This is a genomic window from Vibrio furnissii CIP 102972, from assembly GCF_000176175.1.
In the GTDB taxonomy this organism is placed as follows: domain Bacteria; phylum Pseudomonadota; class Gammaproteobacteria; order Enterobacterales; family Vibrionaceae; genus Vibrio; species Vibrio furnissii.
Genome location: NZ_ACZP01000014.1, coordinates 433,257 through 456,360 on the forward strand (window position 1 = coordinate 433,257; position 23,104 = coordinate 456,360).

The following is a 23,104-nucleotide window of genomic DNA, read 5'->3' on the forward strand; positions in this document are numbered from 1 at the left end:
TTTTAGTTAAATTGTAGGCCGGGTAAATGTTTTTCTGGCAGGGTCAAATGATCCTGTTCCAGTGACGCCATCGGCCAGGAACAGTAATCCGCGGCGTAGTACGCGCTTGGGCGGTGGTTACCGGATGCGCCGGTGCCACCAAATGGCGCGTTGCTGGACGCGCCAGTCAACGGTTTGTTCCAGTTCACAATCCCAGCACGCGCTTCAATCAGCAGTTGTTCATATTTTTCACGTTGTGGCGAAATCAGACCGGTCGCCAGACCGAAACGGGTACGGTTCGCCAGTTTGATGGCTTGATCATAGCTGTCGTAACGAATGATGCTCAGCAGCGGACCAAAATATTCGTCATCCGGCAGCTCGCTGACCGACGACACCTCAAGAATGCCCGGCGACAGCATGGCGCTGTGATCATTGAGCTTTGCCATACGCAGCAACGGCTCAGCACCAAGGCCAATCAGTTTGTCCTGCGCCGCCAGCAGTTGCTCTGCCGCCGCGGTTGAAATCACCGGGCCCATGAGTGGCGCCGGATCGTCGTTCCACTGACCGATGCGAAGATCACGCGTCACGGCAATCAGGCGACGAATCAGCGCATCACCCTGTGCGCCAGCGCGCACCAACAAACGACGTGAACAGGTACAACGCTGTCCGGCACTGATAAAGGCCGATTGCACCACGATGTTTACTGCGGCATCCAGGTTGTCGTATTCATCGACGATCAGCGCGTTGTTGCCACCCATTTCCAGCGCCAGAATCTTCTCCGGCTGGCCGGAAAGCTGACGATGGAGCAGATAACCGGTATTGGCTGAGCCGGTAAACAACAGACCATCGATATCGGTATGTGAAGAGAGGGCAATCCCAGTCTCTTTTGCGCCCTGAACCAAGTTGAGTACGCCAGCCGGTAGACCCGACTGCTGCCAGATTTCCAGCATGACTTGCGCCGTCCACGGCGTCAGCTCACTTGGCTTAAATACCACGCAGTTCCCCGCAAGCAGCGCGGGCACAATGTGACCGTTTGGCAAATGGCCCGGGAAGTTATACGGGCCAAACACCGCCAGCACGCCGTGAGGGCGGTGGCGCAGCACGGCCTGACCTTCGGCCATCGCCGTCACTTTCTGCCCACTGCGTTCGTGATACGCCTGCACGGAGATCTGCACTTTGTTCATCATCGCCTGCACTTCGGTCAGCGCTTCCCATTTGGGTTTACCCGTTTCTTGAGCAATCACGTCCGCTAGGCGATCGCGCGCTTCATTCAGGTTGGCAACAAAACGGTTCAGAATCTCGATACGCGCTTCAAGCTCCGTGCGCGCCCAGCTTGGGAACGCTTCACGGGCGGCTTGGACCGCTTGATCCACCTGCGCATCGCTGGCCGCATTGCCCGACCAGAGGGTTTGCAGATCGCCCGGGTTGTATTTCGACAAAGCAGCGCCTTGGCCTTGCAGCCATTCGCCGTCAATCAACAAATCACGCGAGGTCATGACGTTTCTCCTTGGCAAACAGCGGCGCAATGCGCACGTGGTCACCATCGCTCACCTGCAGCGCTTTCGCCTGCGCTGCCGACAGCACAATGTCCGTCTCGGTGCATGGCTGATTGCCAATCAGCGCGCGGTAGTTCTGGTAGCTTTCGTTGCCGATCAGTAACGTGGTTTCAGTGTCTTCGATGTGCTCAGCAATGACGACTTTACGGGTTTCAAAATCACGCACGATGCGCAGATCTCGGGTGTACGCTTCCAGCGTTGGGCCTGCATCAAAGATGTCGATGTAGCCTTCGTAACGCATGCCTTCGCCTTCCAGAATCTTGCGCGCTGGCAGCGTGTTTTCATGCACTTCGGCAATCACGGCTTTGGCTTCTTCCGTCAGGAAATCGACGTACAGTGGGTGCTTTGGCATCAGTTCGGCAATGAAGGCTTTCTGGCCGATCCCCGTCAGGTAATCCGCTTCGCTGAAATCAATCGCAAAGAAATGGCGACCCAAACTTTCCCAGAATGGCGAGTGGCCGTTTTCATCCGACACGCCGCGCATTTCAGCGATCAGCTTGTCGGCAAATTTGTCCTGAAACGTCGCCATAAACAGCATGCGCGACTTTGACAACAGGTGACCGTTCTTACCCTGGCGGTAATCCGGGTCAAGGAACAGCGTACACAGTTCGCTGTAACCGGTGTGGTCGTTACTCAGAAACAGCGTCGGCATCTGCGTATACACATTCAGTTCTTTGGAGGCATGAACCAGTGTGCCGACACGAAAATCGTACCAAGCTTCCGTCAGGCCAATCGCGACTTCCACGCCGCTGATCCCAACCACTTCACCGGTTTCGGTTTCTTCCAGCACAAACAGGTACCCCTGATCGTGCAGTGGCGCGTCACCTTCCCAGGTCGCCATCATCCGTTCGATACGATCGGTCAGACGCGCTTCGTTGTTTGGCAGAGACGTAAATCCTACCCCGGTTTTGGTCGCCAGCTTCAGCAGCGCCTGTTTGTCATCCCTCGTTACCGGGCGAATTACCATCATAGTCCTGATTCCTTGTTCCTTGTTGACGATGAAAGCGTTACAGCGAGACAATCCACACCGGCTGGCCAGATTGCAGCCCTGCTTCTTCCATCATTCCTTGCTCGATACTCAACTGGTTCCCTGACAACGTGCCTTCAGCAATCATGGCGCTGAAGCCGTGCAAACCTTCAAAGCCGACCAAAAACGGCATGCCTTTTCCACCGAGTGGTTGCGCTGCAATTCTGCCGCGCTGCATGCTATGCCACACCGACAACGTATTGCGCGGTGCGGTCAGGATTGGACCTGCATCGAAGATCTCAACGTATTTATCTGGTTCAAACCCTTCATCGCTCAGCAGCTGGCACTGCAATTCCGCATCCGGGTGAACCTGCCCCATCACCGCTTGCGCTTCTTCATCAATCAGCGGCACGTACAGCGGGTGGTGTGGCATCAGCTCGGCAACAAAGGTTTTGTCGCGCGTGCCGTTGTAGTACTCGACCTGGTTGTAATCCATGCCGAAGAATTTTCTGCCGACATGCTCCCAGAACGGGGCTCGACCGTTCTTGTCTGCAATACCCGGCAGAACCGCCATCCATTCACTGGCAAAACGAATCGGAAACGCGCTCATATAGAGCAGACGGCCGAGGGTGATCAGTGAGGGGTAGGTGGTCGCTTTGAGTGAGGGAACCACATAAAACGAGCACAATTGGGAGTGATCACTCAGATCGTGATTCAGCGTCAACGCATGGATGCGGCTGTGAACATTCAACGCTCGTGATGAGTGGATCAGAATGTCATTGCGAAACGCGTAAAACGGTTCGCGGTAGCCCGCCAATGCGTTGATCGCTCCCGTGCCCAATAAACGTCCGGTTTGGGTCTCTTCCAACACAAAGAAGTAAGACTCTTCTCCCGGACAAATCACGTCCTGCTCAAAGGCGGAAACCGAACGTTCCACTTTTTTCATCAGGTGATCACGCATGGCGGGCAAGGTGCACACCATCGGCCCACTGTCGTGTGCCAGACGCTCGATCTCGTTCAGATCACCTAAGTTTGCAGGACGCAATAAAATCATGATTTATTCCTTATGCGTAAAGGCTTCCAGTGCCTGTTCCAATCGATCCAGACCGGTATCGATTTCGTGGGTTGTGATATTCAGTGCCGGTGCAAAACGAACCACGTTCGGGCCGGCAATCAGCGTCATCAGGCCGTGCTCGGCCGCCATGTTGCTGATGGTTTTCGCCTGCCCCGCGTGCTCTGCAGTCAGTTCGCAGCCGATCAACAGACCGAGGCCACGCACTTGCTTGAACACGCCAAGTTTGGCATTGATACTTTCCAGACGCGTTACAAAGTGATCGTGCTTGGCTTTCACGCCTTGCAGGAACGCGTCCTGATTAATCTCGCTCAGCACGGCACCCGCAACAGCCGCAGCCAGCGGGTTACCGCCGTAAGTCGTGCCGTGCGTGCCAACCGACAGCGCCGGAGCAAATTGATTGGTGGTCAGAATACCGCCAATCGGGAAGCCGCCACCCAGTGCTTTGGCCGTCGACAGCACATCCGGCGCCACGCCATAGTGCATGTACGCATACAGGTGTCCGGTGCGGCCAACGCCCGTTTGGACTTCATCGAAAATCAGCACGGCATCGTGCTCATCACACAGCGCGCGCAGGCCTTGCAGGAACTCAGGCGTTGCCGGAACGACACCGCCTTCGCCTTGCATGGGTTCCACGATGACCGCACACGTTTGTGGGCCGATCACCTGTTTCGCCGCATCCAGATCGTTGAAATCAACGTGGTGAATTCCCCCTGGCAGCGGCGCGAAATCTTGTGAGTACTTTGGCTGACCGCCCGCGGTCACGGTGAACAGCGTGCGGCCGTGGAACGCATTGCGAAAGGCGACAATCTCATTCTTATCGCTGCCGTGTTTATCCAGCGCGTACTTACGAGCCAGTTTCAGCGCCGCTTCGTTCGCTTCCGCACCCGAGTTACAAAAGAACACTTTGTCTGCGAAAGTGCTTTCCACCAGCGTGCGAGCCAGCGCCAGCACTGGCTCGTTGGTGTAGCCATTGCCGAGATGCCACAACTTGTCCGCTTGCTCGGTCAGAACCGCTTTCAGCAGCGGGCTCGCATGACCCAGCGCGTTCACCGCAATGCCACCAGCGAAATCGATGTATTGTTTGCCTTGCTGGTCATAAACGGTCGAGCCTTCACCGCGAACCGGAATAAACGGTGCAGGAGAAAACATTGGGATCATGTATTGGTCGAAATCGGTTCTGTTTGGCGTGAGCGTCATGTTGTGTGCCTCGTTGTGTTATTCCATTGCCACCAGATTACTCAATCAGTTGCCAGAATTCGTTCGGATTTCCGACCAAAACTTATAGATTTTCACCCCCGATTTAAACGGACGACTTAAACGGGCTGCTTTATGAAACGGACTGTTTTATTCAATGGACGACTTTAAAACGGACAGCTTTAAAACGTTTTGAAGCGTTTTGCCCGCTCATCCCTCGGCGTCATGTCGTAGTGCGCCTTATAGGCCGACGAAAAATGAGGCCCGCTGGAAAAGCCACACATCAGGCCAATCTGCACCACCGACTGGTTGGTGGTTTGCAGCAGATGACGCGCTTTTTTCAGCCGCAACTGCAAGTAGTAGCGCGCTGGCATGGTATCGAGGTAACGCTTAAACAAGCGTTCTAGCTGGCGACGGGAAATGTGCACCAGCTCTGCCAGTTCATCGCTCGACAGCGGCTCTTCGAGGTTGCTCTCCATCAGCGCGAGCGCCTGTTGCAGCCTCGGTTGCATCTCTGCGCCGCTGGTGACGCGCTGCTTATCACTGCCCGGCCTGACCCGTTCAAGACACAATGCATCTGCCAACGTTTGAATCGTCTCTTCGCTTTCAAAACGGCTGAGATAGGCCAGCAGGCAATCGAGCGCGGCCGCCTGACCGCAGCCACTGCTGAGGCGCTCACCGAGCACGTAAAGTTCGTGACTGAGCGCCAGTTGCGGATAACGCTGCGCCGCCGCATCCAATGTGTGACCATGCCACGCCCACGTTGCGTCCAGCCCGATGCCACTCTCCAGCAGCCACCAGCCGCCGTTATCCAGCGCCAGCAGGTGTGAATCACCGCGGGCGGCATACTCAGCCAGCGCTCGTTTGACGTCATCGCTCAACGCCGCTTGCGGCGCATGGCTTGCCAGTACAATCAACAGCTGGCAATCGAGCGCGTCGCTGATGGCCTGTTCGGCAGGAAGCGTCAGCCCTGCCGCTATCGTCACCGGTTGGTCGGTTTGTTCGGCAATGTAAAAGAGCGTGTATTTTTCTTCGTCCAGCATCTGGTTGATGCAGGCCAGCGACTCGGTGATCGCGCCCAAGGTCAGCAGTGAGCAAGGTTGAGGGACATAGAGTCCGATTCTGTGAGGCGAGGAAGATGAGGTCATATCGTGATTACTACGTTCCATGTTGGGTGGCCGACTCGCGCACCCATTTTCGGTTGACCATTCACCTTCACTCACCGCAGCAATCTGCTTGCTCGGCCAAGACGGGCAACACACCGAAAGTCCTTTCGCGTCGATTTGCATGAGCGGTGATCGAATCACCTAGGCAGTGACCTAGGTAGCGACCTCAGTCCAGCCTGAACCGATTTGACCAAGAAAAAGCGAATAATTAATCAGCTTTATTTCTTCATCATGAAAACTCATGCAAATAAAACAAATAAAATGAATTTTTATATTCCATTCCGCCCATAATAAATATCCATAGGGCTCGTCACATAGTAAATTTAAACACAATAAAATATCAACATATTAAACAAAATCGAAACATATTCCTTTGAATTCATTTCAAACAAATTTAATTAACTAGTTGTTTTATAATGCTTATTTATAGAATAAATCGAGAAGAGAAACGCAATGATAAGATTATTTTCAACTTGCGCATCAATGCAACACTTTGATTAATTCAAATTCAGATTTTTATTTAATTATTTTGAATAAAACATCAAATTAAATATGGGCTCTAAATAACAGCTCAATCCGGATGGAGATAGATTCAAGAGTGGACGTCACGGCAAAAATTCATCCGCAAAAACAAAAAAGCCATGGCGAATGCCATGGCTCAAGGGGAACAACAAACAATCACACCGTGGCAGACAATCCGCCTCAGCCCCACACGCCTTCGCTCGGTTCCACCACACTGTCACGGTAGTGGAGCGAGGGAGAGCGATCTTCTGACAATAATAAAGGCCCGTCGATGTCCACCCAGCGCGCTTGCTGCGCCAGTAGAAGTGCCGGAGCCATCGCCAGTGACGTCCCAATCATGCAACCGACCATCACCTCAAAGCCCATCGCCTGCGCCTCTTTGAGTAGTGCCAGCGCTTCCGTCATGCCGCCCGTTTTATCCAGCTTGATGTTTACCGCCTGATAACGTCCTTTGAGCGCCGCCAGCGAGGTGCGATCAATGCACGATTCATCAGCAGTGATCGGCAGAACCGGCGTGATGGTTTCCAGCAGATGCTCTTCTTCAAACGCCAGCGGCTGCTCAACCATTTCCACCCCCAGTTTTGCCAGCTCAGGCAGATAGTTACATAACTGAGCAAAGCTCCAGCCCGTGTTCGCATCAATCACCAAACGCGTATCAGGCGCGGCGGCGCGCACTGCACGTACCCGCTCTAAATCGCCGCTGCGGCCCAGTTTGAGTTTGAGGATCGGTCGATGCTTCTGCGCGGCAGCGGCACGGCCCATATTCTCCGCGCTGTCGAGTGACAAGGTAAAAACGGTCGTCACGGGGTGCGGTGCGGCATCAAATCCGGCCATCTGCCAAGCAGGCTGCTGCTGTAATTTGGCTTCAAGTTCAAACAGCGCGCAGTCAATGGCGTTGCGTGGTGCGCCGGAAGGCAGCAGATCGCGCAGTGTATCACGGCTGATGCCGCCTTCAACCGCCGCCACTGCAGATTGCACATCCGCCAGCACATCGAATGGATAATCGGGCTCGAAAATGTCCATGCGCTCGCATTCGCCGCGCCCCACACAACCATCCTGCTCAATTTCAACCACCACGACTTCGCCATGCAGCATCGGCGCCATGCGAGAAATGACAAACGGCTCGTGCAGCGGCCATTGTTCAACGCGTACGCTCATCTTACGCATAACACACCTCAGTCAGGCCATCGACGATCTTCGCCACGCCTGTGCGCACTGGATCAACCACGGGTACACCAAACTGCTTCTCAACGCGGGCGATTTCAGCCAGCGCTGCTTCCTGAGTCAGGTTGACTGTGTTCAGCGCAATGCCACCTAAGCGAATGTTCGGGTTCGTCACGCGGCCCATGGTCAGATTGATGTCGATGGTGGTTTGCAGATCCGGCACGCTAAAGCCCGGCATTTCGTCCATCTGCGTGCGGCCCGCTTCGTGGCACACAATGATCACATCCGCCTGCGCGCCATGCAGCAGACCCAAACTCACGCCTGCGTATGCCGGATGCAGCAACGAACCCTGGCCTTCAATAATGTCCCAGTGCTCCGGTGCGTTGTCCGGCGACAGGTTTTCCACCATGCCGGAGATAAAATCAGAGACCACGGCATCGACCGGGACACCGCTGCCTTCAATCAGAATGCCGGTTTGACCGGTCGCGCGAAACGTCGCGGCCACGCCACGTTGTTCCAGTTCACGATGAATCGCCAGCGTGGTGAACATCTTGCCAACACAGCAATCGGTGCCGACACTCAGCAGACGTTTCCCACCACGGGGTAACCCGGTACCACACACCATCGGCCCTTGTGGCACACGCACATCAATCAGCTTTTGCCCGGTGCGCTCAGCCGCCGCCACCAGCTCAGGGATATCGTTGAGGCGCATGTGCAGGCCGCTGGCGATATCCATGCCCGCTTCCATTGCGTCAATCAGAATATCCAACCACGCCATTGGCAAAGTACCGCCCACCGGTGCCAGACCGAGAATAAAGGTTTTGGCTCCGCACGCCGCCGCTTCACGCGGTGACATTTCCGCTAAACCCAAGTCGGCTTTGGCACCCGGAAGACGAAATTGCGCCAGGCATTTTTCTGGACGCCAATGCGCCACACCTTTCGCCACTTTCGCCATCAGCAGGTCATTGGCATCGCCCAGAAACACTAAGTAAGGGGTTTTCAATTCAATCTTGTTCATTGTGTTAGTCCTTTTTAAAGTCAAACGAGCCCACAAGAGCCATCACTCCTGCTGCCATCAGGTTGTGGTTAGCGTGGAAAAATCAGGTCGCAGCAGCGGTCACGGGGGTTGCTTCCGGTGTTCGCTGAATCTGGTGTCGGTAGAGGTAACGCTCTGCCTGACGCCAGGCCATCACAAACACCGTCGCAATGATGAGGTACAACCCTGCCGCCAAAAAGTACGTCGAAATATCAAAAGTTTGAGAGAAAGCGCGCCGTGTTTGGCCCATTAAATCCATCACGGTGATCACGCTGGCCACCGCGCCGCCTTTGAGCATTAAGATGCATTCATTGCCCAGTGCCGGAAACGCAATCCGATACGCCAGCGGCAGCACAATGTGGCGATACAGCAGGCTATTGTTCATCCCCATCGACTTGGCTGCTTCAATTTCACCGGCGTCGACCGACTGAATCGCGCCGCGCAGAATTTCCGTCTGATAAGCCAGCGAGTTGAACGTGAACGCCAGCAGCGCGCAGTTAAACGGGTCGCGGAAAAAGTGCCACAGCCCCATCTCCATCAACCAAGGACGAAATTGCCCGGAGCCGTAATAGAGTAAAAACAGTTGTGCAATCAGCGGCGTGCCGCGAAAGAACGAGATGAACCACTGCACCGGCCAGCGATACACGCGCGAACACTGAATACGCAGCAGCGACATCGGCAGCGCCAGCAACGCCGCCAGTGACACCGAGATAAAGGTGATTTTGAGTGTCATCCATGCGCCATCCAGCAACATCGGCGCGACTTTAGCGATAAATTCGGTCATGACGGTCTCCTTATCGACTCACGCGAATGCCGCGTTTAGAACGCACTTCCATCGCAGCCAGTACCCGCTCACAACAGACGCACACGGCCCAGTACGCCAAGCACACGGTGAGATAAAACAGGAACGGTTTCTTGGTTGCGCCTACCGCGATATTCGCCGCGCGCATCAAATCATCCAGCGCAATCACCGACACCAGCGCGGTGTCTTTGAGCAGGTTGATCCAGAGGTTGCCCAGTCCCGGCAATGCCAAGCGCAGCAGTTGTGGGCGCTCAATCAGCCAGAAAATCTGCCCGCGGCCCATCGCCAGTGAATAGCCCGCTTCGCGCTGGCCTTTATCCATGGCTTTCCACGCGCCACGCAGCACTTCCGCCGCGTAGCCACTGAAGACCAAGCCCAGCGCAATCACACCCGCACCAAACGGATTGAGTTCAAAAAAGCCGTTGCTCGGATCAAACCATTTCAGGGTTTTGTTAATCAACAGCCCGACGCCGTGGTAAATGATGAACAGCGTCAGCAGCTCCGGTAGGCCGCGCAGCACCGTGGTGTACACGGTGGCAAACCAGCGGTGGCCTTTGTGCTTGCTGATCGACAGTGCGGCAACGCCCGTGCCAAGCACCATCCCCACCGGTAACGCACACAGCGCCAACCCGAGCGTAATCGCCAGCCCTTTGAGCAGTTCGTCGCCCCAGCCACTGTCACCCAGACTCAGATACATCAAATCATCCATCGCGTCGCTCTCTTCGTGATTCCATTCAAGTGGCGACGCTCGCCGCCACCCATCGGCTGACTTATTTCAGCGTCAGCAGGTTAATCTTGAAAAACTCGTCGTTGATTTTCTGATAGGTGCCATCTTTGATGATGTTCGCGAGCGCCTGATTGACGCGCTGACGCAGGGCGTCGTCTTCTTTGCGCAGCGCAATGCCCACGCCGTCGCCTACGTATTTGCTGTCGGTAATCAGATCGCCCGCTTTGTGGCAACACGCACCGTCGTCTGAGCTCAGCCAATCGGTCATTGGCATGATGTCGCCCGCCTGCGCATCAATCCGGCCACTGGCCAAATCGAGGTTCACCGCGTCCTGAGTCGGATACAGGCGCACATCCGATTCCGGATAGTTGGCCAGCAGATATTCCGCCTGCGTCGTCGAGCTTTGCGCACCGATGATTAAGCCTTTCATCGCTTTCGGCGACACATCTTTGATGCCTGAGTTTTTATCAACCACAAAAGTCATCGCTGACGCCTGATACGGCGCGCTGAACGAGACCTGCTGTTTACGTGCTTCGGTAATAAACATCGAGGCGAGAATCATGTCGTACTTACCCGCGAGCAGCGCCGGAATAATGCCGTCCCAATCCTGAGCGACAAATTCACATTCCACTTTCATTTCGCTGCACAGCGCCTTACCAATTTCAATATCAAACCCAGCCAACTGACCATCAGCGGTGTAGTAATTGAACGGCGGGTACGCGCCTTCGGTGCCAATTTTAATGGTTTCTGCGCTGGCGCTGGTTGACGCCGCAAATGCCAGTGACGCGGCAAACAGTGCGCCCCATCTTTTTCCTTTTGCCATCATGGATTCCCTTCTACTTTTGTTATGCCCGTACGACGCAAGAGACGCCCGGTCGTTTGGGTGAATGATTTCATTCCAGACTGTCGTTTGCCGTGAAGACCGCTTCCTTTCACAACCGCAAACGATGCAAGCTCACTAATGAGTATGTTGAAAGTTGGATAAAATCCATAATGATGAATAAGTATGATATACATAGCGTATCGCTATGGATAACTCATCAAGGACATCGCGCCATGCTCAACGCCAAAGATCGCCTGCTGCGCAATCTCGACTGGAATCTGCTCTATACCTTTCTCACGATCGTGAATGAAGGCGGCATCAGTGCGGCGGCACGGAAGCTGTCACTCAGCCAGCCCAGTGTCAGCAATGCGTTGAAGCGTCTGGAAGAGCATGTCGACAAGCGGCTGATCCTGCGTAAAAAAGGTGTGTTCGCCCTGACGCTGCACGGCATGCGAGTGTACGAATACGCCTCTTCGGTGGGACGAATCATCGGGAACATGGCGGATCAGTTTGTCGATCAAACGGATAATATTCAGGGTGAGTTGAATATTGAGATTGCCAGCCATCTGCAATGCCCGGCGTTTGACGCTACCCTCGCCCAATACCATGCGCTGTTTCCCAACGTCATTTTCAACGTCAACACGCACCCGAGTGCCGACATTGTCAGCCATGTGGCCGACGGCCTGCTGCATATTGGCCTCAGCAACAAAAAAATCGCCAAAACTGGGATTCGTTGCGATTTTCTCGGTTATGAGCAGATGGGTTTTTACTGTGGCCATCCCCATCCCTGCTTTGGGCGCGATGACCTGACCCTAGACGAAATCAAAGGCCTGCCCTATATCTCGTTTGAAAGTGACCAACCCGGCGAAGGCTTGGACGCGATTGCTCACTTTCGCGATCAGCAGCAGTTTTGGGGTAAATTGGTTGCCGTATCGTCGAATTTAGAGGAAGTTCGCCGCATGATTATGGCGGGACTTGGTTTTGGCGCGCTGACGGTGGAAAGCGCCAAGCCGTATGTGGCGCAAGGGTTGCTATGGCCGCTGCCGCCCTATGAGTCGCTGCCAGTGACCGAAATGTATCTGGTGACGCCGGAAACCGTTTCGCTGAGTGATATCGAAGTGCATTTTGTGCGCCTGCTGAAACAGCAAACCCAAGCGCTGGTGCGCAGCACGCTCAATGCGATCCAGAGCGCGCATCACCAGCCATTGAGTGACTCACCATTGAGTGAATAACCGATGCATACTGCGTGGATATCGCGCAGTTATGCGTCGATAAAGGGCAAAATCACCGACATCGCGTGTTGCACGGTCTGTTCCTTTTCTCCAACGGGCGCAACGTAAAACATCGCCTCTCTTGCGGCCTGCGTGCCGGCCAATGTGGCAATCGCCCACGCGGCGAGATATTGCGACGCTAAGCAGCCACCCGCCGTCGCGATCGACCCTTGGGCAAAAAAGGGTTGATTAAGGACCTCAACGCCCGCCTCGATCACCCAAGGTTTGGTGGTTAAATCGGTGCAGGCTGGCAGGTTTGTCAGCAAGCCCAATTTTGCCAGCAGCAGCGCGCCCGAACACTGCGCACCAATGAGCTGCTTGGCCGGATTGAGTGCCAGACGTGACAAGATTGCCTCATCGCTTGCAATATCCCGGGTCAGAATGCCACTGCCAAACAGCACCACATCGGCCTGATTGGCAAATTCCAGGGGCTGCTGCGCATCAATGGTGACGCCATTCATCGAGGTCACCTGCGCCGTTGGCGAGGTGATTTGCACGTTCCACCCGTCGCCTTTCATCCGGTTTAAAATGCCCGCAGCAATGAACGAGTCGAGCTCATTGAATCCTTCAAACGTCAGTATCGCGACTTGCATGTGTTTCTCCCTGTGGTGTGATGTCAGTGGTGTGATGACCGAGATGTAATTCCTGTAGCGGTAAGGTTTTTTCCATGCGCACTAAATTCCAACTGTGGCCGTTGAATGAGCGCGTGCCTTGCTCCCGCTGTGTTTCGACAAATCCCAGTTGTTGATAACAATGACGTGCCACCGCGTTGTGTTCAAACACGGCGAGGCTCAACAAACCCGCATTGAGTCGCTCTGCGGCGACGTCGATGGCCAGTTCGATCATCGGGCTGGCCAGCCCTTTGCCACGTTGAGCGTGAGCGATAAAAATGCGACATAACCGCACATGCCGGCTATCGACCTGATACAACTCAATAAACCCCGAAGCGACACCCTGAACGTGAAACAAAAACGGATACACCTGTGGCTGCGCGCAATGCGCCTCGATTTGTTCGACCGTCAGCGGAAACTGATAATTCGGCCCACCCCACAAATAATTGAGTTCGTCACTGTCGATCCAATCGATCAATTGCGCATAATCGGCCGCAGTGAACGGGGTCAGTGCTAGGGATGATTGATCGACAACATCATTCATGCCGGACACACAATGTCGTATTCAAATTCAGACTCGCCAGTACGCTGAAATCCAAGCCGCGCATACAGGTGCTGCGCCGGATTACTCTTCAGCACGCTCAGACCAACGCTGGCGCCTTCTGTTTTGGCTTGCTCAATGAGTGCAGCAATCAGGCGGCTGCCGATTCGGGCATTCTGAAAATCGGGATGCACCTGAATTTGCACCAGATACCATTGATTACGATCGGGTATGAAGGTGGCTTTAAATAGCCCGGCGGGTTGGTCATCAATGAGAACGATTTTGGCGTCATCAAAATGGTAGTGAATTCGCTGAAGAAAGGCCTCGCGCGACGTCGGCGCACCGACTTGTTCAAGGTAATGGCGCATGGTGACATCACGCAGCGTCAGCAAAAATTCCATATCGTTTGGGGTGGCCTGTCGCAGGCTAAAATCCATCGTCGGCTCCTTGACTGATAGATGAGGTTAAGGTGTCAGTGGTTTTCCATGCGCTCTTTTAACGCGTTGAGATCGTTGATGACCGCCATTTTGTCGCGAAAGAAGGCTTCATCGCTCATGCCATCGCGGCGAAATAGGGTGAAGGTGAATTCGCAACCTTCGCCATGGGGCACAACGCGCATCGGGTTATACACCCGTTCGCCATCTTCAAGTTCGACCGTGTGGTCCATGACACCAAAGGGATTGGCCGGAGCGAATTCAATCCGCACCCGGCCAAACGGCGCCTCAGCCCACCAGAGGTTGCCCTCTTGAATCACGTTGGACTGCGCCAACCCAGCCGCCCACAAAGGCAGATTGACTGGGTTCGACGCAAATTGATACACCGTCTGCACGGGGCAGTCGATGTAAAGACTGAGGTGGTGCACTTCGTTCATACGACGCCTTTCAAGACTGGCTATTTTAACGCCAGTCTACGAGGTAAAAAGTGCACAAAGCAAGCGAAGAACGTGCTTACTCGCCGTGGTTGATGTCAACCAGTGCTTCCACCTGCACCTGTGAGCACATCGCGTGTTCGTTCAGCCACTTTTCAACCGCTGCACGGTCTTCATCCGTTGCTGAATCGTAGCGGCCTTCGGCAACCACAAACCCATCAAACGACTCGTGATTCGCGCCACCGCCCATCACCAGATTACGGCTTTCAATGAAATCGATGAAGCTGTCGAGCAACACGTCGTATTGCGTGTCGTCATCGGCGTTCACCTTGCACGAAAACGCGAAGCCCAGTACCTGAAATTCACCCACGTAAAGTTTCTTTCTCAGTCGTTTGCTTCTGTTGGTTGTCATTGTTATTTCCTCGTTACTATCAAAAGTGCAATGCGCTCGTTACCGCGGTTATCGTGTGTATAATCGCTGTTTTTTCGAGCATTTTTCTTCAATCTGTTACCGCTGCGACACAATTTTTTTTCGCGCGTTCTATGATGACGTTATCGCCCGATCACGCCCCGCAAAAGTTTGCAAACCCAGTCATGGTGCGCAATCTGTTGATCGGCAAACCGTGTCTAAGCATAAGGAGTGTCGTGATGAAATACCAACATATCCTGGTCGCGCTCGAACTCTCAGACGACAGCAAGCCGCTCATCGATAAAGCGGTGTCGTTTGCCGAGGGAACCGGCGCGGATGTGTCATTTATCCATATCGATGGCACCATTGGCGAGATCTACAAAGAGCTGATCGACATTCAGGCCGATCCGAACCAGAAACCGCTCAATGACCACTCAAACAAAATGCTCAAATCGCTACAACAATACAGCGATTTTCCGATCAAACATTTCTATGTTGGCACGGGCGATCTGAGTGACAAACTCGGCCAAGTCATCATCGATAACGGCTTTGATCTGCTGATTTGCGGTCATCACCATGACTTTGTCAGCAAGTTAGTCTCCTATTCTCGCCATCTGATCAACAAATCCCCCATCGATATTCTGGTGGTTCCGATCTGATCCTCAACCTCACGTAAGGTCATCAACACGCGAAAAAAAACGATAACCCCAAGCAACCTCAACCGACTTGGGGTTATCGTCTCTTCCCTTCACTCAATAATCGACTTTCTTTCTCAAGACTTTGGTTTCGCCACGTTTGGATTTACCATCCATACGGCGGCGTTGTGAGCCCAACGTCGGTTTGGTCGCGCGACGTTTTTTCTGCACCACCATCGCGGACAAGATCAGCTCTTTGAGTCGCTCCAACGCGGCTTCTTTATTCTGCACTTGGGTACGAAATTCCTGCGATTTAATCACGATCACGCCCTCGGTCGTGATACGGCTGTCGGACAATTTAAGCAATCGTTCTTTGTAAACCGCAGGCAGCGACGAACGCTTGATATCAAAACGCAGATGAATCGCAGTGGCAACCTTGTTGACGTTCTGGCCGCCATTGCCCGCCGAACGAATCGCGTTGATTTCGATTTCCCAGTCGGCCAGCGTGACGCTGTTTGAAATCACCAACATGCCGTTACATCCGTTTCAGTGGCTTGACCACACTGTCGAGACCTTCGATTTTCAGCGCCAAGCACAACTGCAACAGTTGCCCCAATTCGCCTTCCGGAAAACCTTTTTTATCGAACCACAGCAGATACTCTTCCGGCAGGTCAATCAGCACACGTCCGGCGTATTTGCCAAACGGCATTTGCATCCGAGCCAGTTTCAGCAGGTTTTCTTTTTCTAACATAAGCTTGACGGCCTTTTGTTTCTGTTCCGATATTGAGGAAGTACAACGTAATGGAGCGAAGGACGCAAGTCTAACCCTTAACGATGTGTAAACCAAAAGGTCTCGTATGAAAAAGTTCGTAATGCCTTGCCTCGGTCTGATTCTGCTGGCCGGGTGCGATCAGGCTCAGCAATCGACAGCAGAAGGCAACTCGACCCAAAACGCAGCGCCGCAGGTGACCGACAATGCCAGCAGTGCCATGTGCAGCAATGAGAAGCTGGCCGGAGGCTGGCACGACGCCGAAGTCTCTCCGGAATCAGAACAAGCGGTAGACGCAGTGCTGGCGCAGATGGGCAACAATGTGCGGCTGAAATCGATTCTTGCAGTGAAAACGCAGGTCGTGAATGGCACCAACTACGCACTGGCGTTCGACACGCAGGATGGTCAAGTGTGGCATGCGGTGGTGTATCGCACGCTTGATGGTGAGCTCACCATCACCCAAGGTGCAACGCTGGGCGACTTGTGTAGCTAACTGGGACGCGCCATGCGGCTAAACCACTGCAATCAATCCCATGAAGTCAAACGCATGCGATCAAAAAAGGGGCGAACGCCCCTTTTGTCATATTCGGTCAGATTACGCCGCCTGAGATTGCGCGGACGGCGCTTTCTGTGCGATTTTCTGACAGATGTATTCCCCAATCGGCATTGCCGAGGTTGCGGCGGGCGATGGTGCGTTGCACACGTGCAAGCTGCGCGGGCTTTCGGCAAACAGAAAATCATGCACCAAAGTACCATCCGACAACACCGCCTGAGCGCGAATCCCCGCCGGATAAGGTTGCAAGTCCGTCAGTTCAATGCTCGGGCAATATTTGCGCACCAGTTGCAGATAGCCGGGTTTCCACAGCGAGTTTTTCATCTCCACCAATCCGGTCTTCAGATTCTTCGCGGTGACTTTCCAAAAACCACTAAAGCGAAGCATCTCCCACACATCGCGCACGCTGATGTTCACTTTGCCATAACCTTCGCGCTTAAACCCTTGCACCGCATTCGGTCCAACCGTGACCGAACCATCAATCATGCGCGTTAAGTGCACGCCCAAAAACGGCAATTCCGGATCCGGAATTGGATAGATCAGGTGTTTCACCACCTGATTGTGTTTGGGCGCTAAGCGATAATATTCACCGCGATACGGAATGATCTGAAAATCTGTTGCCAGCCCCAGCATCTTGGTCATGCGATCGGCCATCAGGCCAGAGCACGACACCAGAAACTGACTGTGGAAGGTGATCGGCGAGCCTTTGTAACGACACTGCACGCTGATCTCCTGCTCGGTTTCGTTCAGCCCCACCACTTCGGTGCTCAGGCACACTTCGCCACCCAATGCTTTGAACTCTTCCGCCATTTTCTCGGTCACTAAACGGTAGTTGACGATGCTGGTTGTTTTGACATAAATCGCGCCAAGCCCCGTGATGTTGGGTTCCGCCAATTTGAGCTGCGCCGCATCCAGCAGTGCCACATCGAGTTCATTTTGCAGGCAACGTTCAAACAGTGCCTGCATGCGTTCCAGCTCAACCGCATTGGTCGCGACCAAGAGTTTGCCGCAGTTCTCCACCGGAATATCGTGTTTGGCACAGAACGACACCGTGCGCTCGACGCCACGTTTGCAAAAGTCGGCTTTGAGGCTGCCGGGCGCGTAGTAGACGCCCGCGTGGATCACCCCGCTGTTGTGGCCGGTTTGATGGCGGGAGAAGCCCGCCTCTTTCTCCACCAGCAAAATCGACTTGTCGGGGTATTGCTGCTTGAGTTGCCAAGCCGTCGAGACGCCCACAATGCCGCCGCCAACAATCACATAATCAAAATGAGTGTTCATGTGTACTCCTTAAGCCGACGCCGCTTTCATCGCGACGTTCGGACGTCGACCACTGTAGATGAAAATCGCCACAAACAATGCCACACACACCACGCGAATCGCCAATGGGATGTTTGGCCACACCAGCGCAATCCCGATCACCGCCAAGACAGCGCGGATCAACCAGTTAAGCGGGCCTTCCAAGAAGCCTTCGATCGCCCCGATCATGGCGTACGTACCCACGATGGCAAAGAAACCGATCGTCATCACGGTGACCGGATCCCAGTCGATCAGCTGCGTGTACGCAATCAGCAACGGCACCAGATACAAGCCTTTGGCAATTTTCCACGCCGTCAGGCCGGTGCGCATGGGCGGAGTTTTGGCAATCGTCGCCGCGGCAAACGCCGTCAGACACACTGGTGGCGTCACGTTGCTGTCTTGCGACAGCCAGAAGATGATGAGGTGCGCAGAAAGGAGCGCTAAGCCCACCGCTTCAAGACCCAAGCTTTGTTGTAGCAGCGTATCGAGGAAATCCGCCGGCACCAGATCGACCAACGCTTTGGCGTTTTCCAGCGCCATCGGCGCATTGAGCAGTTCCAGTTTATCCGGCGCTGCCAGCATGAAGATCGCTTTGGCCTGTTCAGGCAACTGGCCCGCAGCAATCATGTCAACCAACTGGCTTTCTGCAATCAGTTTGTACAGCGCAGGCGCAGAGAGTGTGCCCAACACAATGTACGCCGCCGTAACCGGTAGCCCCATCCCGAGCACCAAAGACGCCAGTGTGATCAGCACCAACATGGTGAGTAGATCGCCGCCCGACCAGTTATCGATCATCAGTGAGAAGGTGTTACCGATGCCGGTGGTACTGATCACGTTAATGACCAACCCGATGCCCACCAAAAGCACGGCGGTCGTGGCCATGTTCTTCGCGCCTTGCTCCAGCGCATCAATGATTTCCTTGAAGCCCATACGATGCTCTTTCGAGAACCAAGAGGCAACAATCACCGACAAAATCGACAGGCCCGCCGCATACGTCGGGGTAAATCCTTTAACCAGCAGCGTCACCAACACCACCAAGGGGATCAGGTTATGCCAACCCGAGACTAAGACTTTGAGGAACGATTCCTCACTGGTGGTCACCTTCTGCACGCCGCTGCGTTTGGCTTCAATACGGACGAAAAAGGCCACAGACAAGAAATAGATCAGCGCCGGAATAAACGACACCGCAACAATATCGACATAGGGAATTTGCGTGTACGACGCCATGATGAACGCCCCCGCGCCCATCACCGGTGGCATCAACTGCCCACCCGTGGATGCAGCCGCTTCAACCCCGGCAGCAAATCGCGACGGGAAGCCCGCTTTCTTCATCATCGGAATGGTAATTACGCCCGTCGATACCGTGTTTGCCACACTAGAACCCGACACCGATCCCATCAAGCCCGAGGCAAGCACCGCAATGAATCCCGGGCCGCCAATCACTTTACCCGCAGCCGCTCGGGAAACGTTGATGATGTAATCGCCCACCCCGGAGCGCACCAAAAAGGCGCCAAACAGGATGAACATGAAGACAAAGCTCCAACTGATACGGGAAATCGACCCGAACATCCCTTCCGACGAGTAGAAACTGCGGTACAGCAGGGTTTCCATACTCAGTCCCGGAAAGTGGAAAATGCCACTCGCCCATTTGCCCCACAACACCACGTAGCTTAAACACACGAGGATTAACATCGGAATAAACCAGCCCATGGTGCGGCGAATCATTTCAATCACAATCACAATCGCCAGAATGGCAAACACCCAGTCACTGGTGACGAATTTCACGCCGCGCGCATAGAGTGCATCTTCCGCCAAAGGGATATAAATCAGACACGCCAACGCCGCCAAGGCGATGATCACATCAACGCCAAGCGCGATTTTGCTATCGCGCCAACGAATATTGGCCGGGTACCACAGCGCGCAGATCATCGCAAAGCCAGCAAAGTGGGTGGCAGAGATCCACAGTTCCGGTAAGGTTGAAAAGGTATTAAACCAGATGTGCGCCAGCGACAGCAGCACCCCCAGCGTAGCAATGGTTTTAGCGACCCACGGAAACGCATCACGGGTCGGCAGTTCGTATTTTTGTAGTTCTTGATCCAGTGGTTCACTCATCATCATACTCCACGGCTCTACAGCTAATGCCCGTTGCACGCCGGGCACAATTAACCATAGAAAATGAGAAATACCGCCTCGCACGACACGAGGCGGCTTGCAGCATTACTCAGCGATTAACTGAGCCGGGATGTTGATACCCACTTCTTTGTAGTAACGCGCCGCGCCCGGATGCAATGGCAATGGCAGGCCAGCGATGGCTTTTTCAATCGCCATGGCTTTAGTTGCTTTGTGAATGCCTTGCAGGAACGCGAGGTTTTCGTACATGGTTTTGGTCAGTTGATATACATCTTCATCAGAGACGTCGTCACGCACCGCCAGGAAGTTTGGCTGCGCGATGGTGGTGATCGGCTTATCCAAACCCGGGTAGGTGTTGGCTGGAATCACATATTTGGTCCACAGCTCATAGTTGCCGTTCGCTTGTTTGATCTGCTCATCGGTGAACGACAGAATTTTGATGTCGTTGCCCAGCGCCGCAAACGCCTGAGTCACCGCGCCCACAGGCACACCCGCTGGCGTGTTCATGCCATCAATCGTGCCGTTTTGTAGCGCGCTTGCACTGCCGCTGTAGCCTAGATAGGCCAGATTGAAGCTATCGGGATCAACATTCAGCCCTTTCATGATCTGACGACCAGAAAATTCCGTGCCGGAGTTTTTTGACCCGATAGAAAACTTCTTGCCAGCCATATTGCTCATGTCAGAAATGCTGCCGTTGGGCGCTAAATCAGAACGCACAATGAAGTGCTCGACGTTTTGCCACAGCATGGACACTGAACGCAGTTGAGTTTGACGCTCTTTGTAAGGGCCTTCACCCGCCCAAGCCCACGCGCCGTACAAGCCTTGCAGAATCGCAAATTGCGCTTCATTTTCGTTGAGCATTTTGACGTTTTCGCCCGACCCCGCAGAGCTGATCGCAGAAAGGGAGAAGTGGTAAGTCGGGCTGAGTTTAACTTTGCTCAGTGTCGCCAGAGCAACACCAACTGGGTAATAGGTTCCGCCCGTTGAGGCAGTCGCCATAATGTAGCTGCGTTCTTCCGCCGCGTGCGCGCCAGCAAGCAGGCCAAAAGAAGCGGCGGCAGCCAGTAGGGTTTTGGCAAGGCGTTTGTGTTTCATCTTTACTCTCCGTGTCATTCTTGTTGTTCGCCGGAAATAGCGAGTCACCCTTCCGATCGACCGTGCGGTGATGGGCTGAAAACGAATGCCCGCCGCCCGAGTCGATTGTTTAGGTCTATCCCGATAGAGCAAAGAAGATGCCAAAAACTAAGTGATTGAATTGATTTGAAATAATGAATACAAAGCAGCGAAATGAGCAAAAATCCGCTGATTCGCCCGATGAGGCATAAGCAAAATTTCGCCGATGGGGACGCATAAAAAGCCGTGCTGATTGCGGTTTTTGATCACAACTCATTAACGAATTGTGATCGATGTTAATAAATACCTCAAAATCTATATGAGCAAAATTTTGCCTATCCCAAATTACTTGCCGTTGGATTGGGAACGCGGCTCTTCTTCATCCTGTGTGTAATCGCTGCGATTGAGGCCATACTTCTGCATTTTCTGATTGAGCGTGCGGCGCGGCAGATCCAGCTCTCTCATGGTGTCGCTGATGCTGCCGCGATGGCGAGTTAATGCGTCGTGAATGACTTTGCGCTCAAAGGTTTGCAACTGAATCGACAGCGGCAGCCCGGCGCTGGCTTCTTCGGTGGTGGTATTCGGGCGACTGGCCAGAATTTCCCCCACCGTCAGCGATTCATCCAGTGCGAAACGCATCGCAACGTTGCGCAGCTCGCGCACATTGCCCGGCCACGCATAACTGAGCAGCGCATGCTGATCTGCATCACTGGCCACACGGGTGTGTGGGTTGGCTTGCTGCGTGAAGTGTTCAAACAGCAATAACGCGTCTTCGTCACGCTCACGCAGCGGCGGCAAATAGAGCTGCGCCACGTTGAGGCGATAGAACAAATCTTGACGAAATTCCGGATGCTCCAGCAGATCGTCTTTGGCCGCCGCAATCACACGTAAATCGATCGCCACTTTCTGATTCCCGCCGACGCGCTCCACCACATGCTCTTGCAGCACCCGCAGCACTTTGACCTGCATCGACAGTGGCATACTTTCGATTTCATCGAGAAACAGCGTTCCCTTGTCGGCAAACTCCAACTTGCCGATGCGCTTTTTCACCGCGCCGGTAAACGCGCCCGCTTCGTGGCCAAACAGCTCGCTTTCAAACAAACTTTCCGGAATAGCGCCGCAGTTGATCGGCACAAAATTGAAATGTCGGCGCGGACTTTCCTGATGCAAGCACGTCGCCACCAGCTCTTTACCACAGCCGGTTTCGCCGTAGATGATGACGTTGGTGTCAATCGCCGCCACTTTGGCGATTTGCTCACGCAGCGCCGTCATCACTTTGCTACGTCCAATCAGGACTTGCTCCAGCCCTTGCAGGGTGGAGAGATACTGGCTTCGGTCTTGCGACTGCGCTTCACTGTGAAACTTGTTGACCGCATCCGCCACCGTGCTCGACAGGCGATCCGGATTGAACGGTTTTTCAATAAAATCGTAGGCGCCTTTTTGCAACGCTTTGACTGCCATGTCGACATCGCCATGGCCGGTGATCAAGATGACCGGCGTATGCGGCTGCAAGCACTTCAGCTCAGACAGCATCTCGACGCCATCGTAGTCCGGTAAACGCACATCACTGATGATGGTCGCAAAGCGCTGCGCAGCCAACCCTTCCAGCGCCGCTCGCCCATCGGCAAACCCGCACACATCAAACCCCGCCAGTTGCAACCACTGACTGGTGGCCTGACGGACAATGTCATCATCTTCAATTAACGCGATCGGTAATGCGTCCTGACTACTCATGCCATGCTTCCTTTTCTTATCTCGCGATACGGTAAGGAAAAAGACGCCGCAAAGAAAGGAGCTGCTTCTCACTTCTGGGTTGCCGAGCGGAACAAACAGTGTGATTGAGGCAAAGGAACGCGGGCAAGGCCGCTGACACCAGACGCAAGCGCGCTATAGTGTC

General features: G+C 54.1%; 23 protein-coding genes and 1 pseudogene. 3 read left to right on the top strand and 21 right to left on the bottom strand.

What is annotated here, in order from left to right; all coding sequences use genetic code 11:
* Positions 1 to 2: 2 nt before the first annotated feature.
* The 10 genes from astD to VFA_RS12240 form a co-directional block, all read right to left on the bottom strand.
* On the bottom strand, positions 3 to 1,475 hold the full coding sequence (astD, locus tag VFA_RS12195) for a succinylglutamate-semialdehyde dehydrogenase (RefSeq protein WP_004727138.1): 1,473 nt from the start codon (positions 1,473 to 1,475) through the stop codon (positions 3 to 5).
* Positions 1,462 to 2,505 (bottom strand): arginine N-succinyltransferase, encoded by a 1,044-nt coding sequence (gene astA, locus VFA_RS12200; protein ID WP_004727139.1) that lies wholly within the window; start codon positions 2,503 to 2,505, stop codon positions 1,462 to 1,464. Before astA ends, astD begins: the two co-directional genes overlap by 14 nt.
* A 37-nt stretch (positions 2,506 to 2,542) precedes the next feature.
* Positions 2,543 to 3,556, bottom strand: coding sequence for an arginine N-succinyltransferase (locus tag VFA_RS12205; RefSeq protein ID WP_004727140.1), 1,014 nt, complete (start codon positions 3,554 to 3,556; stop codon positions 2,543 to 2,545).
* Positions 3,557 to 3,559: 3 nt separating this feature from the next.
* Positions 3,560 to 4,774, bottom strand: coding sequence for a bifunctional succinylornithine transaminase/acetylornithine transaminase (locus VFA_RS12210; protein WP_004727141.1), 1,215 nt, complete (start codon positions 4,772 to 4,774; stop codon positions 3,560 to 3,562).
* Positions 4,775 to 4,953: 179 nt separating this feature from the next.
* Positions 4,954 to 6,060, bottom strand: a complete 1,107-nt coding sequence (locus VFA_RS12215) for a GlxA family transcriptional regulator (RefSeq protein ID WP_232281712.1) — start codon at positions 6,058 to 6,060, stop codon at positions 4,954 to 4,956.
* A 579-nt stretch (positions 6,061 to 6,639) separates the two neighbouring features.
* A complete protein-coding gene (gene dgcA, locus VFA_RS12220; protein ID WP_004727145.1) occupies positions 6,640 to 7,626 on the bottom strand; it encodes an N-acetyl-D-Glu racemase DgcA in 987 nt (328 codons plus the stop codon).
* Positions 7,619 to 8,641 carry an N-acetyltransferase DgcN gene (dgcN, locus tag VFA_RS12225; protein WP_004727146.1) on the bottom strand — a complete coding sequence of 341 codons (1,023 nt, stop codon included), beginning with the start codon at positions 8,639 to 8,641 and terminating at the stop codon, positions 7,619 to 7,621. The genes dgcA and dgcN overlap by 8 nt, the downstream gene beginning before the upstream one ends.
* Before the next feature lie 82 nt (positions 8,642 to 8,723).
* Positions 8,724 to 9,443, bottom strand: a complete 720-nt coding sequence (locus tag VFA_RS12230; protein ID WP_004727147.1) for an ABC transporter permease — start codon at positions 9,441 to 9,443, stop codon at positions 8,724 to 8,726.
* A gap of 10 nt (positions 9,444 to 9,453) precedes the next feature.
* Positions 9,454 to 10,170, bottom strand: coding sequence for an ABC transporter permease (locus tag VFA_RS12235; protein ID WP_004727148.1), 717 nt, complete (start codon positions 10,168 to 10,170; stop codon positions 9,454 to 9,456).
* Positions 10,171 to 10,231: 61 nt separating this feature from the next.
* Positions 10,232 to 11,014: a transporter substrate-binding domain-containing protein gene (locus VFA_RS12240; protein ID WP_232281713.1), complete on the bottom strand. Its 783-nt coding sequence runs from the start codon at positions 11,012 to 11,014 to the stop codon at positions 10,232 to 10,234.
* Positions 11,015 to 11,244: 230 nt separating this feature from the next.
* Between VFA_RS12240 and VFA_RS12245 the strand changes: the two genes are divergently transcribed.
* Positions 11,245 to 12,243 (top strand): LysR family transcriptional regulator, encoded by a 999-nt coding sequence (locus tag VFA_RS12245; RefSeq protein ID WP_004727150.1) that lies wholly within the window; start codon positions 11,245 to 11,247, stop codon positions 12,241 to 12,243.
* Between the two features lie 29 nt (positions 12,244 to 12,272).
* Here VFA_RS12245 and VFA_RS12250 read toward each other — a convergent pair whose 3' ends face one another.
* From VFA_RS12250 to VFA_RS12270, 5 genes and pseudogenes are all read right to left on the bottom strand, one after another.
* A complete protein-coding gene (locus VFA_RS12250; protein WP_004727151.1) occupies positions 12,273 to 12,875 on the bottom strand; it encodes a DJ-1/PfpI family protein in 603 nt (200 codons plus the stop codon).
* Between the two features lie 61 nt (positions 12,876 to 12,936).
* A pseudogene (locus VFA_RS12255) lies at positions 12,937 to 13,437 on the bottom strand (GNAT family N-acetyltransferase); the annotation flags it as partial.
* On the bottom strand, positions 13,434 to 13,871 hold the full coding sequence (locus VFA_RS12260) for a GNAT family N-acetyltransferase (protein WP_004727153.1): 438 nt from the start codon (positions 13,869 to 13,871) through the stop codon (positions 13,434 to 13,436). The pseudogene VFA_RS12255 and the gene VFA_RS12260, both read right to left, overlap by 4 nt.
* Positions 13,872 to 13,906: 35 nt before the next feature.
* Positions 13,907 to 14,305 (bottom strand): SRPBCC family protein, encoded by a 399-nt coding sequence (locus VFA_RS12265; RefSeq protein ID WP_004727154.1) that lies wholly within the window; start codon positions 14,303 to 14,305, stop codon positions 13,907 to 13,909.
* Between the two features lie 76 nt (positions 14,306 to 14,381).
* The gene (locus tag VFA_RS12270; protein WP_050780263.1) at positions 14,382 to 14,714 is read right to left on the bottom strand and encodes a YggL 50S ribosome-binding family protein; all 333 of its coding nucleotides are present in this window, start codon (positions 14,712 to 14,714) and stop codon (positions 14,382 to 14,384) included.
* A gap of 236 nt (positions 14,715 to 14,950) precedes the next feature.
* Here VFA_RS12270 and VFA_RS12275 point away from each other — a divergent pair, with 236 nt between their 5' ends.
* Entirely contained in the window at positions 14,951 to 15,370 is a 420-nt protein-coding gene (locus VFA_RS12275) for a universal stress protein (protein WP_004727156.1), read from the top strand.
* Positions 15,371 to 15,463: 93 nt separating this feature from the next.
* On the opposite strand, the gene arfB is transcribed toward VFA_RS12275, so the two are convergent.
* Positions 15,464 to 15,877 carry an alternative ribosome rescue aminoacyl-tRNA hydrolase ArfB gene (gene arfB, locus VFA_RS12280; RefSeq protein ID WP_004727157.1) on the bottom strand — a complete coding sequence of 138 codons (414 nt, stop codon included), beginning with the start codon at positions 15,875 to 15,877 and terminating at the stop codon, positions 15,464 to 15,466.
* Between the two features lie 4 nt (positions 15,878 to 15,881).
* A complete protein-coding gene (locus VFA_RS12285; protein ID WP_004727158.1) occupies positions 15,882 to 16,097 on the bottom strand; it encodes a DUF3820 family protein in 216 nt (71 codons plus the stop codon).
* A 106-nt stretch (positions 16,098 to 16,203) separates the two neighbouring features.
* Here VFA_RS12285 and VFA_RS12290 point away from each other — a divergent pair, with 106 nt between their 5' ends.
* Positions 16,204 to 16,608, top strand: coding sequence for a cystatin domain-containing protein (locus tag VFA_RS12290; RefSeq protein ID WP_038151695.1), 405 nt, complete (start codon positions 16,204 to 16,206; stop codon positions 16,606 to 16,608).
* Between the two features lie 102 nt (positions 16,609 to 16,710).
* On the opposite strand, the gene lhgO is transcribed toward VFA_RS12290, so the two are convergent.
* The 4 genes from lhgO to VFA_RS12310 form a co-directional block, all read right to left on the bottom strand.
* Positions 16,711 to 17,946 (bottom strand): L-2-hydroxyglutarate oxidase, encoded by a 1,236-nt coding sequence (gene lhgO, locus VFA_RS12295; RefSeq protein ID WP_004727160.1) that lies wholly within the window; start codon positions 17,944 to 17,946, stop codon positions 16,711 to 16,713.
* A 9-nt stretch (positions 17,947 to 17,955) separates the two neighbouring features.
* Positions 17,956 to 20,076: a TRAP transporter permease gene (locus tag VFA_RS12300; protein ID WP_038151697.1), complete on the bottom strand. Its 2,121-nt coding sequence runs from the start codon at positions 20,074 to 20,076 to the stop codon at positions 17,956 to 17,958.
* Between the two features lie 105 nt (positions 20,077 to 20,181).
* Positions 20,182 to 21,189, bottom strand: coding sequence for a TAXI family TRAP transporter solute-binding subunit (locus VFA_RS12305; RefSeq protein WP_004727162.1), 1,008 nt, complete (start codon positions 21,187 to 21,189; stop codon positions 20,182 to 20,184).
* 363 nt (positions 21,190 to 21,552) lie between these two features.
* Positions 21,553 to 22,941, bottom strand: a complete 1,389-nt coding sequence (locus VFA_RS12310) for a sigma-54-dependent transcriptional regulator (protein WP_004727163.1) — start codon at positions 22,939 to 22,941, stop codon at positions 21,553 to 21,555.
* Between the last annotated feature and the right edge of the window lie 163 nt (positions 22,942 to 23,104).

Bases quoted from the DNA above. Each gene is read 5' to 3' on its own strand.
- VFA_RS12310 (WP_004727163.1), bottom strand. From the start codon at position 22,941: ATGAGTAGTCAGGACGCATTACCGATCGCGTTAATTGAAGATGATGAC.
- astA (WP_004727139.1), bottom strand. From the start codon at position 2,505: ATGATGGTAATTCGCCCGGTAACGAGGGATGACAAACAGGCGCTGCTG.
- arfB (WP_004727157.1), bottom strand. From the start codon at position 15,877: ATGTTGGTGATTTCAAACAGCGTCACGCTGGCCGACTGGGAAATCGAA.
- VFA_RS12290 (WP_038151695.1), top strand. From the start codon at position 16,204: ATGAAAAAGTTCGTAATGCCTTGCCTCGGTCTGATTCTGCTGGCCGGG.
- lhgO (WP_004727160.1), bottom strand. From the start codon at position 17,946: ATGAACACTCATTTTGATTATGTGATTGTTGGCGGCGGCATTGTGGGC.
- VFA_RS12210 (WP_004727141.1), bottom strand. From the start codon at position 4,774: ATGACGCTCACGCCAAACAGAACCGATTTCGACCAATACATGATCCCA.
- VFA_RS12250 (WP_004727151.1), bottom strand. From the start codon at position 12,875: ATGCAAGTCGCGATACTGACGTTTGAAGGATTCAATGAGCTCGACTCG.
- dgcA (WP_004727145.1), bottom strand. From the start codon at position 7,626: ATGCGTAAGATGAGCGTACGCGTTGAACAATGGCCGCTGCACGAGCCG.
- astD (WP_004727138.1), bottom strand. From the start codon at position 1,475: ATGACCTCGCGTGATTTGTTGATTGACGGCGAATGGCTGCAAGGCCAA.
- VFA_RS12215 (WP_232281712.1), bottom strand. From the start codon at position 6,060: ATGCAAATCGACGCGAAAGGACTTTCGGTGTGTTGCCCGTCTTGGCCG.
- VFA_RS12260 (WP_004727153.1), bottom strand. From the start codon at position 13,871: ATGGATTTTAGCCTGCGACAGGCCACCCCAAACGATATGGAATTTTTG.
- VFA_RS12285 (WP_004727158.1), bottom strand. From the start codon at position 16,097: ATGTTAGAAAAAGAAAACCTGCTGAAACTGGCTCGGATGCAAATGCCG.
- VFA_RS12235 (WP_004727148.1), bottom strand. From the start codon at position 10,170: ATGGATGATTTGATGTATCTGAGTCTGGGTGACAGTGGCTGGGGCGAC.
- VFA_RS12245 (WP_004727150.1), top strand. From the start codon at position 11,245: ATGCTCAACGCCAAAGATCGCCTGCTGCGCAATCTCGACTGGAATCTG.
- VFA_RS12305 (WP_004727162.1), bottom strand. From the start codon at position 21,189: ATGAAACACAAACGCCTTGCCAAAACCCTACTGGCTGCCGCCGCTTCT.
- VFA_RS12205 (WP_004727140.1), bottom strand. From the start codon at position 3,556: ATGATTTTATTGCGTCCTGCAAACTTAGGTGATCTGAACGAGATCGAG.
- VFA_RS12300 (WP_038151697.1), bottom strand. From the start codon at position 20,076: ATGAGTGAACCACTGGATCAAGAACTACAAAAATACGAACTGCCGACC.
- VFA_RS12230 (WP_004727147.1), bottom strand. From the start codon at position 9,443: ATGACCGAATTTATCGCTAAAGTCGCGCCGATGTTGCTGGATGGCGCA.
- VFA_RS12270 (WP_050780263.1), bottom strand. From the start codon at position 14,714: ATGACAACCAACAGAAGCAAACGACTGAGAAAGAAACTTTACGTGGGT.
- VFA_RS12265 (WP_004727154.1), bottom strand. From the start codon at position 14,305: ATGAACGAAGTGCACCACCTCAGTCTTTACATCGACTGCCCCGTGCAG.
- dgcN (WP_004727146.1), bottom strand. From the start codon at position 8,641: ATGAACAAGATTGAATTGAAAACCCCTTACTTAGTGTTTCTGGGCGAT.
- VFA_RS12275 (WP_004727156.1), top strand. From the start codon at position 14,951: ATGAAATACCAACATATCCTGGTCGCGCTCGAACTCTCAGACGACAGC.
- VFA_RS12240 (WP_232281713.1), bottom strand. From the start codon at position 11,014: ATGATGGCAAAAGGAAAAAGATGGGGCGCACTGTTTGCCGCGTCACTG.